Origin of the sequence: Metamycoplasma alkalescens (assembly GCF_900476125.1) — a bacterium.
Taxonomy (GTDB): Bacteria; Bacillota_I; Bacilli_A; order Mycoplasmatales; family Metamycoplasmataceae; genus Metamycoplasma; species Metamycoplasma alkalescens.
This window is the reverse complement of the sequence record NZ_LS991949.1, coordinates 202477-219714: the sequence shown is the minus strand read 5'-3', so window position 1 is coordinate 219714 and position 17238 is coordinate 202477. Positions and strand designations below refer to the sequence as shown.

At 24.7% G+C, this 17238-nt stretch carries 16 protein-coding genes; 7 read left to right on the top strand and 9 right to left on the bottom strand.

All coding sequences use genetic code 4. The features are described 5' to 3' along the window. Positions 1–261 carry a 30S ribosomal protein S16 gene (rpsP, locus tag D2845_RS00960; protein WP_002881029.1) on the bottom strand — a complete coding sequence of 87 codons (261 nt, stop codon included), beginning with the start codon at positions 259–261 and terminating at the stop codon, positions 1–3. A 193-nt stretch (positions 262–454) separates the two neighbouring features. Here rpsP and cdd point away from each other — a divergent pair, with 193 nt between their 5' ends. Together cdd and D2845_RS00950 are read left to right on the top strand one after the other, a co-directional pair. Next, the gene (gene cdd / locus D2845_RS00955; RefSeq protein ID WP_002881031.1) at positions 455–862 is read left to right on the top strand and encodes a cytidine deaminase; all 408 of its coding nucleotides are present in this window, start codon (positions 455–457) and stop codon (positions 860–862) included. A gap of 27 nt (positions 863–889) precedes the next feature. After that, positions 890–1939, top strand: coding sequence for a helix-turn-helix domain-containing protein (locus D2845_RS00950; protein ID WP_110858183.1), 1050 nt, complete (start codon positions 890–892; stop codon positions 1937–1939). Positions 1940–2016: 77 nt separating this feature from the next. Here the strand turns inward: D2845_RS00950 and D2845_RS00945 are convergent, their stop codons facing one another. The 4 genes from D2845_RS00945 to D2845_RS06050 form a co-directional block, all read right to left on the bottom strand. Then, on the bottom strand, positions 2017–2592 hold the full coding sequence (locus D2845_RS00945; protein WP_002881043.1) for a hypothetical protein: 576 nt from the start codon (positions 2590–2592) through the stop codon (positions 2017–2019). 74 nt (positions 2593–2666) lie between these two features. Next, positions 2667–3134, bottom strand: coding sequence for a hypothetical protein (locus tag D2845_RS06060; RefSeq protein ID WP_110858182.1), 468 nt, complete (start codon positions 3132–3134; stop codon positions 2667–2669). Next, the gene (locus tag D2845_RS06055; protein ID WP_110858181.1) at positions 3121–5472 is read right to left on the bottom strand and encodes an OppA family ABC transporter substrate-binding lipoprotein; all 2352 of its coding nucleotides are present in this window, start codon (positions 5470–5472) and stop codon (positions 3121–3123) included. The genes D2845_RS06060 and D2845_RS06055 overlap by 14 nt, the downstream gene beginning before the upstream one ends. 21 nt (positions 5473–5493) lie before the next feature. Further along, complete coding sequence (locus tag D2845_RS06050) at positions 5494–6447, bottom strand: ZIP family metal transporter (RefSeq protein WP_040544964.1); 954 nt, start codon at positions 6445–6447, stop codon at positions 5494–5496. A 136-nt stretch (positions 6448–6583) separates the two neighbouring features. On the opposite strand from D2845_RS06050, the gene D2845_RS06045 reads away from it, so the two are divergent. The 5 genes from D2845_RS06045 (at position 6584) to D2845_RS00905 (ending at position 12148) form a co-directional block, all read left to right on the top strand. Beyond that, complete coding sequence (locus D2845_RS06045; RefSeq protein WP_110858180.1) at positions 6584–8464, top strand: MAG3240 family lipoprotein; 1881 nt, start codon at positions 6584–6586, stop codon at positions 8462–8464. 2 nt (positions 8465–8466) lie between these two features. Continuing rightward, positions 8467–9507 carry an HxHSH motif-containing lipoprotein gene (locus tag D2845_RS06040; protein WP_002881051.1) on the top strand — a complete coding sequence of 347 codons (1041 nt, stop codon included), beginning with the start codon at positions 8467–8469 and terminating at the stop codon, positions 9505–9507. A gap of 91 nt (positions 9508–9598) precedes the next feature. Then, complete coding sequence (gene truB / locus D2845_RS00915) at positions 9599–10471, top strand: tRNA pseudouridine(55) synthase TruB (protein WP_110858179.1); 873 nt, start codon at positions 9599–9601, stop codon at positions 10469–10471. Beyond that, positions 10461–11267, top strand: a complete 807-nt coding sequence (locus D2845_RS00910; protein WP_002881054.1) for a YcsE-related riboflavin metabolism phosphatase — start codon at positions 10461–10463, stop codon at positions 11265–11267. The genes truB and D2845_RS00910 overlap by 11 nt, the downstream gene beginning before the upstream one ends. A gap of 32 nt (positions 11268–11299) precedes the next feature. Beyond that, positions 11300–12148, top strand: coding sequence for an FAD synthase (locus D2845_RS00905; RefSeq protein ID WP_002881056.1), 849 nt, complete (start codon positions 11300–11302; stop codon positions 12146–12148). Positions 12149–12172: 24 nt separating this feature from the next. On the opposite strand, the gene D2845_RS00900 is transcribed toward D2845_RS00905, so the two are convergent. The 4 genes from D2845_RS00900 to D2845_RS00885 form a co-directional block, all read right to left on the bottom strand. Next, positions 12173–12904, bottom strand: coding sequence for a triose-phosphate isomerase (locus D2845_RS00900; RefSeq protein ID WP_110858178.1), 732 nt, complete (start codon positions 12902–12904; stop codon positions 12173–12175). A gap of 60 nt (positions 12905–12964) precedes the next feature. Then, the gene (locus D2845_RS06035; protein ID WP_231992789.1) at positions 12965–13366 is read right to left on the bottom strand and encodes a hypothetical protein; all 402 of its coding nucleotides are present in this window, start codon (positions 13364–13366) and stop codon (positions 12965–12967) included. A gap of 193 nt (positions 13367–13559) precedes the next feature. Continuing rightward, positions 13560–16073, bottom strand: coding sequence for an ATP-binding cassette domain-containing protein (locus D2845_RS06940; RefSeq protein WP_110858177.1), 2514 nt, complete (start codon positions 16071–16073; stop codon positions 13560–13562). After that, a complete protein-coding gene (locus D2845_RS00885) occupies positions 16057–17238 on the bottom strand; it encodes an ABC transporter ATP-binding protein (RefSeq protein ID WP_211305431.1) in 1182 nt (393 codons plus the stop codon). Before D2845_RS00885 ends, D2845_RS06940 begins: the two co-directional genes overlap by 17 nt.

Here is a 17238-nt window from a genome sequence, read left to right as displayed (position 1 = left end):
TTATTTATTTTTATTGGCTACATAGTTTTTGTAGAAATCATTTTTCTTTAAAAGAGTGCGAATTGTTTCTGTTGGTTTAGCACCATTGTCTAAGTACTTAGTTGTTAATTCTTCGTTTAGAACTAATTTTTTTGTATGTGGATCATAATGACCTAAAACATCAATAAATTTTCCATCTCTTGGTGCTCTTGCATCAGCTGCAACAATTTTATAAGTTGCATGGAATTTTTTTCCTGTTCTTTTTAATCTAATTTTAACCATAAGTTTTCCTTTATTTTTTTATTTTTTAAATGTAAAAATGACATTTGATTTTTTAAATATCAATTATTTTACCACAAAATAACTGTTAAGTAAAAATACTTGACACTTTTTTATGTATTTTAAGATAAGACTATTTTTTAAACTAGAAAAGCATACTTTTTAAATGATTTAAAAATGGTAAAATATTTATATTATGGAATTAAAAGAAAAAGAAATTTTACGAAAAAAACTTGATTATGCCTATGCACCATATTCAAAAGTAAAAGTTGCTGCTCTTGCAATTGATGCAAAATGCAATAAATTTTATGGTGTCAACTGTGAAAATGCAGCTTATCCAAGTGGATTGTGTGCTGAAAGAGCAGCATTATTTTCCTCAGTTGTTCATGGAATTGAAATGGGAACATTTAAGGAAATTCATATCATTAGTAATTTAAACAAAATTTTATACCCTTGTGGTGCTTGTCGACAAGTTATGTCACAATTTCTAGAAAATGATGCCAAAATCATTTTGCATTCAACAGATTTTTTAGAAGAAAAAGTTTTTACGATGGAAGAAATGCTACCTGGCGGAGTGAAATCTGAAGATATCATTGCTAAATAATAACTAAATTAGCTGGAGTTTAAAAAAATGAAAATTAATCATATCTGTGATTTAACACATGTTCAATTGCATGGCACAAATTTCGGTGAAGAGATTCTTTATTATTTAAATAAATTTTCAATGTCACAAAAAGAACTTTCACAACGTCTTGGGTTAAGTACACAATATATTTATATTATTATCAATAGCAAAAAAAATATTAATCTTAGTATTTCAATTCTTGAAGGCATGGAAAATGTTTTTAATCTTGAATTAGGAACTCTTTCAGAAGTTTATTCAATTTATAATAATCAAGAAAAGCTTGATGATAAAGAAATTGAAGAACTTTTAAATGCATATGGACAGGATTTTCTTATTTCAAATCCAAGTTTACCTTTAATTAGCAACCTTAAATTAAGTAAAGATATGTCAGTAAATAAAAAATTGATGATTATGAATCGCTTTTATGGTGTTGCTGATTTAAAAAATTATGCTTTTTATTTAAAAGAAAATGCTTTAGCTGATGAAGATGTTTATGCTAGTCCAAATAGCAAAGTTTGGATTAGATTTTGTGAACTTTCATTACTTGAAATGATGACAAATAAAGAAATTGGTGTTTTTCGCAAAAATTCTTTTGATGTAATTTTTAAAAAAGTAATCAAAATCATTTGCAATGAAAATAAGGAATTTAAAGAAAAAATTCTTGAGCTACAAAATTATTTATTAACAAAGGGAATTATTTTGATTACAATGCCTTTTATTGAAAAAAGTGAAATTGGAGCAATTACTTTTCAAAAAGGTGCCCAACGCCTAATTTTTGTTTCTGATATTTATAATTGTGAAGCATTCATTTTTAATTATATTTTGCATGAGATAACACATTGCTTTTTTAACAAAGAGCATGAAGATGAAATCAACGATATTTATATTAAAAAATATAATGAAATTAAAAATGAACTAAATTTTAATTATCAAGGGATTGATGATGGTTTAAATGCGTTTAAAAAATGTCATAAAATTAAACATGATGATAAAACAGGTGAATTTTGTGAGATAACAAAAGAAGTTTTTGCAAAATACAAAAAAGTTTCTTTTTAAAATTCCAAAATCAGGATTAAATATTGTTAAAAAATCTATAAAAAAAATGAAGTTTTAAAGAAAATGACTTCATTTTTTTATCAAATATTGTTATCAAGATAAATATCCCCATATGCTTCTTGTGACATTTTTCCATTTTGGATTTTATCTGGACATAGCAACACATAATGAATTGCGGGACTTTTGCGCTTTGAACCTTCTTCAACTAATTCCAGTTCAAATTTGTGACCACTTAAAAATCCAAAAGTGCGACTATTAGGATATTCAAAATTAAAATATTTTTTAAAATCAGGATGTTGTAAAACGCCATTAAAAGTTTGTTCTCTTGGAATTCGATCAAAATCCTCTTTGTTACTTGGATAAACATCATTCCGGATTTTTTTAACGATTTCTTTGAGTTCAGCAAATGTTTTTTTTGCTCCTTCAGATGTTGTTTTAAATGAAAAAGAATTATGAACTTGTTGGATTTGCGAATCTGTTAATAATTTACTTGGATTATTTGGAACAATCGTATAATCAATTTTTGTATCGAAATTATTTCTGTTGTTATTGTTGTTATTGGAATTATTATTAGGATTATTGCAAGACAATGCAAACAATGAAAGCATTGGTGTTATTATTGTTGGAATAAATAAAAATTTAGACTTCTTCATAACATAATTTTAATACTTTAAACATCTAAATTTATTAAATTAACACATTTAAATATAAAAAATACTTTATATTATTATAAAGTATCAAGTTTTCTAATTACATCAACTTCAACTAGATCTCTTAGATCAACACATAAAACTTGATAATGAATTGCTGGGACATTATTTTCCATTAATAATCTAAATTGATATTTATGTGCTGAATTAAATCCTTTTAATGGATGATAGGAAACTTTAAAATATTTCTTAAACTCAGCATTTCAATTAAAAAGTCCTTCAATTTCAAGTGATTTATTCAACTTCCTGTCTTTTACTAGTTTATTTCAATAATCATTTAATTTTCCTTGTTTTTGTAGCTTGCGACCTTCTTCATTTAATTCAAAGACAAATGAATCTTTGATTTCTTGAATTTGTGTTGAATTTAGCAATTGTGGTTTCTTTTTTTCTCAATCTGCAGGCTGCATTTTACATGCAACTGATAACATCGGAAATGCAACAAAAGGAATTGCTCCTGTCAACATTAATAGTTTATTTTTTTTCATTATTCGCCTTTCATACTTCAATATCTTGAAAGTAGTTTAAATTATTTCAACCAATTGGTTTAATAAGATGTTTTTGAAAAACAACTTTTGCAAAATTATCAATATTAATTTGATTTTTAAAATTAATTGAATAACTAATTAAATTATTAATTTCATTGATCATGTTTAGTTGATTTTCAGTTTTTAAATTTTTTAAATAATTTCTAATTTCTTTATTTGAAAAACGAAAATTATTTGTAGAAATAAATTTATTTAAATTTATTAATTCCGTATAAACATTATGATAAGTATCAGAATTTTTAGCTAAAAAAGTAATTAATTTTTCTAAATTAAGATCTTTATTTGTAATTTGCTTAAATAAATACTCAGAAGTCACTCCTTCAAATAAGAAAAAATTTGTATCTTTATAAATTGATTTATTTGCAGAAAAAAATTCAATGTATTTTTCATAATCATTAATTTGCGTAATTTCAACGCGAAATTTTTGATGAATTGAATTAAGAATTTTTTTTACCAATGAAATTTTTTCATCTGTAAATTGATTTTCTAAATTAATTAAAATGGGAAGATTTAAAAAAAATTCTTGCTCAATTTGTTGGTTATTTGCATAGAATTTATCAATCATATTTTGCAAATTAGTCTTAATTTCTTCAAATCAAAATGATTTGATTTTTTCTTCTAGTTTAATAATTTGCGGATTTGTGATTTGGTTTTTATTTTGATATTGAAATGTGTTTTCAATTTTCTTATTTTTAGTATAGGAAAAAATTATTGGTTTAGAAATTTGTAAAAATGCATCTTTTAATTCGGTTGTATTTAGACTTTGATTATTCGCATCAAGCAATAAATTTTCTGGAGCTTGCGATAACCAAACATCATTATTGCCATCAACTAAACTATATTGATTAATAATGTTGTTAAAAAGCGATTGGAAAATTAAGTTTTCTTTTTTTAATTCAAATTGATTAGTTTTTTCATTCAAACCATAAAACAGTTTTAAAAAATTTTGATTCATATAAGGAGTGTTTACTAAAGGATTATGATTAATAATTATTTTGTTATTTAAAACAAAACGATTGTAATTTCTTTGGTAGGAAAAATTATATTTTTTATAATTTTTTAATAAATAATCTTTTTCATTAATATTAAGGTTTTCATATTCAATTTTTGAAATAATATTTTGTTTAAAAGCATTTGTTGCTTGTAAAGAAAAAGTTGTTTGTGCAATTGGTAATAAGTTATATTGAATTGTAATTTCATTCAAATTATTGCTTGTATTATTTTTATAATCAGGATTCTTTTTTAATCTTGTTTGATTATTGTTCATTTGATTAATATAATAATTTGCAGCATAAAAACGATCTTGATAAGTTTTACCATATTCAAAAAATCAATTTAAATTATCTTCTAGACTACCATATTTATTTTTTAGCATTTCATAAGGAATTGCATCAAAATAATTTTGAATAATAAATAAATTTTCAAAAATTGGAAGAAAATTTATTGCTTGATCATTTTTTGTTTTTAGCACAATTTCATTTGCTGCATTACTTGAATCAAAATCTAATAGAGTTTCAATGTCAATATGATTTTCTTGTAAATATTGGTTTAAATCAAACCCATCAATTGCAGCATTTTGCTTTGCATATTTTTCAAAAGAAAAGTTTTTTGATTGACCATATTTTTGCCTAAAATCTTTATTTCTTAACATTTTTGCCAATAATCCTAATTTGAATGCTTTGGCATTGATTTGATTATTATTAATTATTTTTTTGCCTTTATTATCAATCCAAGCATCATTCGCATTTGAAGTTTGAATAATTAATTTTTTTGTCAAATTTAAAGAATCTTTAAATTTAGGACTATTAATTGAATTATTATTTGATGAAGGGATGAATAAAAAAGGACTATTAAAACCATTACCTTTGTCTCTTTTGGGTTTAAAAACTCCACTTTTTTCTTCACTTTCATTGCTATAATCGACAACATCAGTCTGATCATTGTCAAATTTTTTTGCATCAACAATTATTTGCTTTGCTCACTCAAATTGATATGCAAGTTCAGAAGGAAAAAGTACAATATTATCTCTAAAATCAATTTCAGGTTGTTTTGCTGCTTTTATTCGCAATAATTTTGCTGATGTTGCTAAATTGATTTCATGAATATTTTTTGAAGAAAAATTATCTTCCAAATAAGCAAAATTTTTATAATCATTAGCAAAATTATTTTTTTCAATGTAATGAAATTTATCTTGATTAAAATCGTTTTTTGTACATGAAAATAAAAAGGATGGAAAAACAAAACTCAATGAGCTTAGAATTAATCATTTTTTCTTCATTTTTCCTCCTTATTTTTAATATTAAATATGTGAATGAAAACTTAATAACATAATTGTTAAAACAATTGAAAATGCAAAAGTTATTAATGTTAAATATAAAATTTTGGGATTTTTATTTCTGATATGAATAAATTCCGGAATTAATTCAAAAACAGAAGTAAATAAAATTATTGAACCACCCATTGTGAGTATTGAAGCTTGAATTCATTCTAAATTTCCACTTAAAACTCTTCCTGTAAATGCACCTAAAAAAACAAAAGGAATGATTAATAAAAAAGTAAGGAAATTATATAAAATTGCTTTTGATTTTTTTTCACCATATTGAATTTGCCGAAAGTAAACAATCGCAATCTCAAATAGGATATGAATTGTAAATGTAATAAGAAGCATTAAAAAACTTGAAAATGTATTTCTTGTTCAAATGATTTTAAATATTGCATAGCCAATAAAATATCCATCAACAATTCGATGACTTAAAAGCATCAAAATTGCTAACCATGCTGCTTTGGGATTATCAATATCTTTGAATGAAATTAAATGGTCTGAATGACTGTGCTCTTCATGCGCTTTGTGTAATTCAACCTTGGATGATTTAACAAATAAATATCGCCCACCAATGACAACCATAAATCCAATTAATGAACTAATTCCAAGAATTGCAACGACAACTAATGTGCGAATAAATTCACTACTAAAATTTGCATATTCACCATGAGTAAATCTTTTTGCAGTTTCAAAGCCTTCCCGCATGAAACCAAATGTCCCAATCATTAAAAACATTCCTGTTGAAAAAGCATACATATAAATTAAGGAATTACTTTTTTGATTAGTTTTTGGTTTATTTTTAACTAAAGCTAAAAAACCCATCAAAATTAAAGGAAGAGCAACTAAAATTAACAAATAAACTAATAAATTTAAGAATAATGTTAAATAAAAGTTTCCTTCTAAAAAGGGTATGTTATCCCAAATAATCATAAATTTAAGTTTAACCCCCTTTTTTTAACATACAAATAAGTTTTATATTTTAATTTAAACTAATACTTTTAAATCTTTAGAATTATACAATAATTTTATAACTATAATTATAAAAAAAATGATAAAATTTTAAAATATGAAGTTTAAAAAAGGAATGTTTTTTTTATTTGCAACAACTTTTTTAGCAAGCACATCAATGCTTGCAATTAGTTGCTCCAAGCAAAAAGAAGTTTATTTAGATATTAATAAGATTTCAAGACTTTTTTTAAATCGATTAACCTTAAGTCAAATTGCTTCAATTGAAAAAGATCAAAAAATATTTTATTATTTTGAAAATAATCAAAAAAATCCTTTTGATAACGTAAAAATTGAATTTGATGAAAAAGCAAATAAACAAAAAATGTTTTTATTAAAAAAGAATCAATGAATTGAGTATCAACCAGACTTTCCATATAAAAATAATTGGGAACAAACAATAACCGATAATAATAACATCAGAATTTTTCATTCAAATAAAAAAGCTGACATCAATAATTTTTTAAGCATGTCATTTGATTTCAACGAAATTGATTTAGCAAATGATTATGAAGAGTGATTGATTAATTGAGCAGCAAAAAAGAATGTTGATTTTAAACCAGAACAATACCAATATCCCGAAGATTTTCAAACTATTATTTTTCGGCTAAATGATGATATTAAAGATAACTATTTCATCATGAATAAAAACTATATTAAAAATTCATCCGGAAAAATCACTTTATTTTCAGATTGAATGCAACCACAATACATTCAAGCTTCAGCTTTTTTAGATCATGAACATCAACAACAAAGAAAGACATTCACTCAGTTATTAAAACTTTATTTAAATCAATTCAATGTCAATGTTGCAGAGATTGAAATTGATTGAAAAAATGCTAAAACAAAACAAAGTTTATCATCACCTGAAGACTTTGTTGAATTTCAAATTAAAAGTATCAAAGATTGAAATAATTCTGAGTTATTAGAGCAAAAAAACCAAAATAAAACTTTTTATTTAAATGGCTTTCGAAACTATGCTTGAAATGGCAAATTTGGTGTTGGGAAAGATGGTTTAAAAGAAAATCTTCCATTATTTAATGACTATGTTGAAAATCCGCTTTTATACATGGATGGAAAAAAATATTTAACTATTATTGATAATATCAATCATTTTATTAAAGCTCCGACATCTCCTGAGTATTGAAATGCTAAAGGTCTAATGTATTTGTTTAATGAATTTAAAGATGAAATTCTTAAAATCAAAATTCCGGAATATCGTCAAAATGAAGATTTAGAATACAAAATTGAAGAATTTGAATTTAGTGATTATTTAGATACAAATCAAGTTTTTAAAGCAATTGTTAATGTAACTAAAAAAAATGGTAGCAGTAAAAAATATCTTTGATTAAGTTCGAATTTTGATGACCATGGACATCGATTGAAAGGAATGATTTTTAAAAACAAAATCAATCCGCAATCAAGTGATATTTATTCTTTTAATCCAACTAATAAAGGTATCCCAGAAGGAATTAAATTAGAAGAATTTGTAATCAACAAAGAAGATTCGGCTTTTATGGTTGGACTTAATCACGCTTCAAACAAATTAAATAGTTTATTTAATTATTGAAACAATGATAGTCGCCAAAATTTTGATCCTTCATTGTTAAATAATGATTCTTACCAAATTAAAGTTTTTAATGCTTATCTAAATAACTATTTATTAGCTTATGCCTTAGAGAATAAAGAAAAACACACCCTAAGTGGAATTAAACGAATTGATATTAAATTAAACCCAGAAAAAAATAAATTAGGACAATTATATTTTGAACTTCTATTCATTGGTTTTGGTGAAAATGATTATCAATTTAAAAGTAACAAAGAAAAAATTGTTGCTAAAAGTGTCTTATATTGAAATTATTTCAAAGGTTATGATGAAAGCATCTCTAAAAATAATTTTATGTTTGTAAATGAAAATAAAAAAGTTGAAAGGATGGAATAAAAATGAAAAAAAACTTAATTTTAAAACTAAGTTGTTTTTCTTTTATATCATTAGTTCCTTGGACAACATTATCATGTATTACCAAATTTCCAAATGACAAAGAAAATTTAATTTTTAATGATTCCAGTTTTAATGAAAATCAAAAAATTGAAATTATTTTAAACAACCAACAACCAAAAGCACTTGAAGAAATTTATTCAAAAAATATTCTTTGTTTAATTTCAGAAGTTAAAAATTCATACCGCAACTATAAACAACAATATTTCAAATTAATCAGAAAATACAATAGTTTAAAAACAAAAGTTTTTGGTCTAATTAATTTACAAGAAGAAAAAAATGGCATTGAAATTCAAAAATTCTATAACAAATGATTTGATGATGAGCAATTAATTAAAATTAATAGCGAAATAAAAAAACCAAAATTAAGTGTTTTATTAAACAAATATCAATTAATTTTTAGTGATGTGGATGCTGTAATTGGTGATTTAAATTTAAACATTGATAACAAAGAGTATTTAAAAAGAATCAAAATTATTGATCAAAGACTAAGCGGAATTGATATTAATTTAGGTGAATTACAAGAAAATATTGTTTCATCTTGAAACTTTTTAAAAAGTAATTTATTTGATGAAACAAATATTACACAAAAAGAAAAAATTGAAGATATCAACATTGAGGATGATAAAAATTCCCACAGTCACTCCCATGCAATTGTTAACTTGGTTTATGAAATGGGTTTATGACATCAACTTTTAACTGATAATGCAAAAAATCAAGACCAAATCAAACAATTTAAAGAAGATTTTGAAAATTTCAAAAAAAATGTAATTATCAATATTGATCAAGTTGATTATCAAGTTGATTTTGATTTTATTATCAAAGTTTTTGCAAATAATATGGACTTAAATCAAAAAAATAATTTAACCAATAAAGAATTTCAAAATCAAGCAAAAATGTATATGCAAAAAACTAAAGAAATTCTTTTAGCTATTGCTAAAAAAGAAGGAATTAAGGATTCTGAAATTAATCCACTTTTGAAATAATTTTTTTTAAATAAAAATAAATTCGAAACATTTAAAAAAATATATTATTTTACTTAATTGATATTGAAATTTAAATTGAGGTCTTAAATTTATGTTTTTTAAAATAAACAAAAAACGTGGTGAATCAAGTTTTTTTGCAATCAAAGAATTTGCCAGAAAAAATAAGATTAAAAAAATTGGACATAGTGGAACCCTTGATCCACTTGCTTCAGGACTTTTAATTGTCGCAACTGATGAGGATACAAAAGTATTGTCCCAATTAGTTAATGACACAAAAGAGTATTATGTTGAAGCAACACTACATTGTCATTCAAGAAGTTATGATGAAGGTGAAGAAATTACTTATTTTGAAAATAAGCAAAAAATAACAAAAACTGAATTAGAAAATGCCCTTGCTCAAATGAAATTACAAACCAAGCAAATTCCACCGATTTTTTCAGCAAAAAAAGTCAACGGGCAACGAAGTTATCAACTAGCAAGAAAAAATCTTGAAATCAATCTAGAACCCTGTGAGATTAAAATTTATGAACTCAAATTAATTGATTTTAATTTTGAAAAGCAAACTTTTAGTTTTAGAACAAAAGTTTCAAAAGGAACATACATTCGTTCACTTGTTCATGATATTGGAATTTTTTTAAATACTGATGCTGTTGTTAATGTTTTAAAAAGGGAGGCAATTGGAAATATTCGTTTAAATGAAACTCTTACATATGAGGAAATAGTTGATATAAACGCAATTTTTAATGTAAAATTATATGCACTTGATGATTTTGAACTAAGACAAATTAAATCAAAAGAAATTTTTTTAGATAGATTTAAGAATGTCAATGATAGGGCAATATTCATTCATAATGATAAAATAATTGGTTGAGGAAAAATAGAAAACGGTTTAATAAAATTTGAAAAAATTTTATTCAGCCGTATATTTTTGACCCCAAAACTCGGAGGTAAAAATGAACAATAAATATAAAATGGTAGTTTTTGATATTGATGGAACACTATTGCCATTTGGTGTTTCTGAACTAAGTGAAAGAACAAAAGAAATGTTTGCAAAACTAAAAGAAGCTGGATATATTAATGTGTTGTGTTCAGGACGTGATATTTTTACAATTGGTAACCAAATTCACAATCCACATGTTGATTATTTTGTTGGTGCAAATGGAACTTTTATTCTTGATTTGAAAACTAATGAATATATTTTTGAAGAAGTAATTGATTATGAGGATTTCATTAAGTTTCGAGCTTATGCTGAAGAAAATAAATTAGCATTCTCATTTGTTGGAAATAAATGAGGCTACTATAATGATTTATTTGATATCAATACTTGATTTTACTTTCCATATAAAGATAAATTTATTTCAGAAAAAGATTTTGAAGCACAAAATGATAAAAATTATTTAATTACAATTAGTACTAAAGCTCCTGAAGAATGAGCAAAAAAATTGAATGAATTTTTTGAAAAAAACAACATGAATATGTGAGTTTTAGCAACATGAAATTCAGGAATTTTTCTATCTTCAAGAGGAATTACAAAAGCTGTTGGATTAAAGATGCTTGGGGATATTTTGGATGTTAAATTAGATGAAATGGTTGCTTTTGGTGATTCAGAAAATGACATTGAAATGCTACAGCAAGTTGGTTTGGGTGTTGCATTAGGAAATGGGGAAGATGTTACTAAAGATGCTGCTGATTTAATTTGCTTACCAGTCACAGAAGATGGTCCTTATTTTAAATTAAAAGAAATGGGATTTTATAATTAAAAATCTTTTTGAAATGAATTTAGCATTAAGAGATGAAAATATTTAATTGAAATTTTAAAGAAAACTTTGAAATCAAAGAGGAATTAATTATGGTTTTAGGTGCATTTGAAACATTACACCTTGGCCATTATGAATTAGTCAAACTTGCAAAAGATTTAAAAAACACTTTAAATAAAAATAAAATTGCAATCATGCTTTTTAAAGATTCATATAAGAATCTTGTCAATAATGAAAAAAAAGCTTTTCAAACAAAAACAAGATTGTATACACTTTTTAATTTAGGGTTTGATTATGTTTTCATTGTTGATTCTTTAAAAGATAATTTACGCACTTCACATATTGATTTTTGTGAAAATTTAAAGTTAAATAATGTTAAACATGTTGTTTGTGGATTTGATTTCAAATTCGGTTTTCAAAAATTAGGCAATATTGATTATCTTAAAAAGAATTTTAATGTCTTGGTTGCCAATGAAAGAAAAGTGCAAAAAAGAAAAATTTCTTCTTCATTAATCAGAGAATTAATTGAAGAGGGCAATATTCATGCGATCAATAATTTATTGATTGAAAAATATGCCTTTATAACACATTTAGAGAAATTAAATTTCAGTTTTCCAAAAAATCTTTTAAAACCCAAACCTGGAATTTATATTATAAATTGTGTAATTGAAGATCTTGAATACCATGGAATTATTAAAATAAGTAATGATTTAGAAAATCAAATTGATAATGAAATTTACTTATTTGATCTTGAATTAATTCCAAGCAAATACAAAGAAGTGTTTATTGAATTAGAAAATCCGATTCGTTATATTAATTTTAAACATGAAAATCAGATTAATGAAAAAGATATTGAAATTGGCAAGCAATGATTTTTAAAATAAAAAGTTAGTTTGAAAAGAAAAAAACTAACTTTTTATTTTTTTTGCTAATTCAACAAACTCATTGGCATTCAATGAAGCTTTACCAACTAAATAACCACTTAGTCCTTTGACTTGTTCAAGAATCTCAATATTTGCAAGTGAAACTGAACCACCATATAAAACAGGGATTTTGTTATTTAATATGATATGAATGAAATCAATTACTTTTTGAATATGCGACACTTCTGGGATGATGCCATTACCAATGCAATAAACTGGTTCATAAGAAATAATTAAATTGCTATGATTTTCAATATTTTTTAGACCTTCATTAATTTGTTTCGCTAAAACTTCAAATGTTTTGTTTTCATTGAATTCTTGCATTGATTCCCCAATGCATAAAATTGGCATAATCTTTGTTTTTTGCAAGTGAGTAATTTTTTTATTGATTAATTGATTTGTTTCATTAAATAAACTACGACGTTCACTATGTCCAATTAAAATGAAATCAATCTTTGTTTCAATTGCAACATTCAACGAAACTTCACCTGTATAAGCACCATTTAGTTCATGATATATATTTTGTAACCCAAATAAGAAATTGCGATCCTGATGCAAATATGATAAATATGCACTATCAAAAGATGGCGCAATCCCGATTTGAAGATTTTTTAATTTTGTTTTATTTTCATTGATTAAATAACTAAGTGCTTCAATATATGATTCAACATCAAAAAAAGTTTTGTTCATTTTAAAATTACCAATCAAATATTTCATTTTTAAACTCCTTAATTACCAAATTTTTTTTAGTTAATTATATTTTTTTGTTTTATCAAACTAAGCATAATGAATTGTTACTACGCCAATGATTAAAGTAAGAAGTGTGATTGCGATTAATAAAAAAGAAGCTAAATTTGTTGTTTGATTTTTTTGTTTTTCAAGATCTTTTTTATTTCTTTCATTTTGGTATTTTTGGCGTTCTTGATTTAGAATTTTATCTTTTTCAAACTGATTCATGCCTAACAGATATCTTGTTTTAGCTTTTTTAGAAATTCTGCTTTGATGATATGAATCAATCATTGGTTTAAAAAGATTTTTTCCAAAACCTTTTTTAAAAAGAATCACAAAAATTGCAATTGCTAAAAAAATTGTTGTGCCAACAGTAATGGCATTTGATCATGTTAAGCGATAATCAGTTTGTTTTTTTAAATATCCTGTTAAAAAAATGATTAGGATCATTAAAAAAATACTAATAAAAAAATAAAGAATGCTGCCTAGATTTCAACTTCTTTTTCAATAACTTTTTGCATTTAAATTTTTTTGGTTTTTTTGCATAATTAACTCCTAAAAATTATACTTAATAACTGCAATCTTCCGAAGAGAATTAAACATAAAATAAAATTAGGCATTTTTTTATACCTAATCTTATTTTTTATTTTTTATCTGAAAGTCATTTTTTAATTTGTTGTTTTGTTCCATAAATATAATGTTCATCATTAACCTTATAATTTTCAGGAACATTTGGAAATTGTTGTTCTTTGATATAATCTAATTCAAAGGAAACTTTTTGGAATTTTTCACTTGCATTTGAAATTTTAGGAACGGCCTTAAATAAACTAATTGTATATGGGTGAAGTGGTTCGTTATAAATTGCTTCAGTTTTACCACTTTCCACAATTTTTCCTAAATGCATAATTTGAACATTATCAGCAATATATTCAATCATACTTAAATCATGCGCAATGAAAATTAAACCGATATTTTTTTGAATACACAAATCTTTTAATAAGTTTACAACTTGTGCTTGAATTGAGATATCTAAGGATGCAATTGGTTCATCAGCGACAATTACTTTTGGTTCAGTAATTAATGCTCTAGCAATTACAATCCGTTGTAGCTGTCCCCCACTAAATTCATGTGGATAACGGTATGCAAATTGTTTTAATAATCCAACATCCTCTAATGAACGATAAATTGTCATTTTGTACAATAACTCAGAGATTAAAGATTTCGCAAAAGGGAATGAAATTTTATAATCAAAAATGTTGAATCTTTTGTTTCAATTTGAATGTCTTAAATCAAAATCAGCATCATCTTTTTTGTTTAAATTCATTTCAACTCATTTATGATCAACACCAAGTAGAACATAAATATTCTTGATATCTTTGTTTAAATAATTTCTTTCGATATTGAATGATTTCAATGTATCTTCTTTTAGGGTAATGTCTGAATTGTATGTTTTAATTAAACGATCAAGATCTTTTTGTTGTTGGTTGATTTTTATTTTTATTTGTTGTAATGAGTGTTTGATTTTTTTGCTTTTATCAGGATTTTTTCTTAGTTCAGCAACTAAATTGTTTTTACGCTCTTCTAGTTTTGAAATTTTTAAAAAGTATTCATTTTTAATATAAACAAAAAACTCTGCCCGGTATTTTTTATAAGCTTCATTACATTCATTTTGGTCTGAAACTAATGATAAATATTGATTTTTTTCAGCTTGAATTTTTGTATAAAGATCATTAATTTTTTGCTTGTAGTCAACAAGGAATTTTTGTCTTCCATCCAAATAAATTTCTTTGGCTTTTTTTAGATTATTAATTGCTTCATTTAATTGTTCTTTTGAATATTCTGGTGCTTCTTTTACCTCTAATTGTTTTCTTAATTGCGCAATTTCTTGGTTTAACTTAAGTAATTCATTATCGTATTTTTGTTGATTTTTTTGTGAAATTGCTTGGTATTTTGTGGCATCAAAAATAAATTCTTTATCTAAAATTTCTTTAATATCTTTTTTCATTGTTTTTGAATATGTGATTGCTGAAAGATTTTTTTCATAGAAGTTTTTAACATAAACTTCAAGTTTTTGAACTAATTCTTTAATATTTTCAAATTCAAGATATTTTAAAGATTTTTTTAAATCTTTTAAAACGGCAATTCGTTTTTTGAATAAATATTCATTTTTTAAATTGTATAAATAATAATCTAAATTCGTTGACATCAATTTTGCAATATTGACTAATGTTTTTTCGTTTTTATTTTCAACACAGTAGTTAGCAAAAATATTATGTGCTTCTTTAATTTTTTCATGTTGTAAGACAATTAAAGCATTTTTTTTATCCAAAAGAACTTGTAATTCTTTTTTTAATCTATATTGATTTTTTGATAACTTACTTAAAACTTGAATTTCTTTGTATTTGGCAACTGCATTCCGATACGTAATTTCTTCTTTTTGAAGTTCATTGTTCCGATATTTATTTTGCATTTGATAATAAAACTCAATTAAAGAAGATGCATTTGAATACAAGTTATTAATAATAATGCTTTCCATTTTTTGTTTTTCTTCTAAATAAGTATAAAAAGATGAGAAATTATCTTCAATACTGATTTCTTTGTCAAATTGAAAGTTTTTAAATTTATTTGTTCATTTTGCAAAAAATGGGTTTGCTAAACGATTAATTTCTTTATAGTTTTCTAATTCAAGTTTCATTGCTTGGATTTGAAAAGTATATTTAAATGCTTTTTTAACCTCTAGTCAGTCAGAAAAAATATCTTTAATTTTGTTATTCATAATCCCATTTACAAGTAGAGGTTCTTTTAAAATATTGTAAATATTTTGTTGACTATTTAAAGATGCATGCGGATCTTGAAAAATCATTTGCACATTTTTACGTAAATATTTTTTTAAGGAATAACTAATATTTTTTCCTGAAATAATTTTGTCATCAAGAATTACAAAACCATTGTATTCATCATAAAGTCTTAAAATTTTTCTTCCAACGGTAGTTTTTCCTGAACCTGATTCACCAATTAAACCAACAATTTCCCCTTCATGAACATCAAAAGACACACCATCAACAGCTTTGTTAATAATGCCATTTGTGACAAAATATTTTTTTAAATTGTCAATTGATAATATTACTTTTTTTTCTTTATTAATTACTCTTGCCATTGTTAAAAGCCTTTTTAAATAAATCTAAACGTTTTTGTAAATCTTTTGATAATTCAATTTTTGGAGCTTCTGGACTTAATAATCAAGTTGCTGCATAATGTGTCTCAGTAATTGGGATTAAAGGGGGTTCTTTGATAAAATCAATCTCAAGGGCATAATCATTTCTTGGTGCAAAAGGATCACCAACTGGTAAATTAGCCATGTCTGGAGGAGTTCCTTTAATGTTATATAATTTTTCTTCTTTTGATTCAGGAATTGCAGAAATTAAAGCTCATGTATATGGGTGTGCTGGTTTGGTAAAAATTTCTTCTTTCAAACCTTTTTCAACAATTCTTCCGGCATACATCACATAAATATAGTCACAGAATTTTGCAATAACTGAGATATTATGACTAATTAAAATAATTGAGATCCCCATTTCTTGACGAATGTTTTCAAAAAGTGCAAGCACACTTGCTTGGACAGTTGGATCTAGAGCTGTTGTTGGTTCATCGGCAATAATTAAATCTGGTTTTAGTGCCACAACCATTGTAATCACAATTCTTTGTTTCATTCCCCCTGAAAGGGTGTGTGGGTATGAATTAAAAATTTTTTCAGCTTCTCTTAGTCCAAAAGTTTTTAACAAACCTAATAAATATTCTTTTTTTTCCGTATAGGTTTTTCCAACCCAATCAAGATTGTTATTTAGTGCATCTAGTAATTGTTTCCCAATCAATCTTGTGGGGTTTAATGAAGTTAGTGGATCTTGGGGAATATAACCAATTTTTTGACCCCGCACTAATTGTCAATATTTTTCTTTTTTTAGAATGTTACTTAATTCTAAATCACCAATTTGAATTTTATCAGCGGTTACTAAAGCATTTTCATTGACATTAATCAATGTTTTCGAAGTGACAGATTTCCCTGAACCCGATTCGCCAACTAAGCCAACAATCTCAGCGCGATTAACATCAATATCAACACCTCTGACGATATGAATTGTTTTCTTTCTACCAATTGGGAAACTAACATGTAAATTTCTTACTTCTAACAAACGGTTATTTTGCAATTTTTCTTCGGCTTGAATTTTTGAGAATAAATATCCTCTTTTTTGTGATGCTTTTTCTTTTTTATGTTTTTTTCGATTTGAATGTTGATTTATTGGCGTTTTTTTTGTAATTTCCAT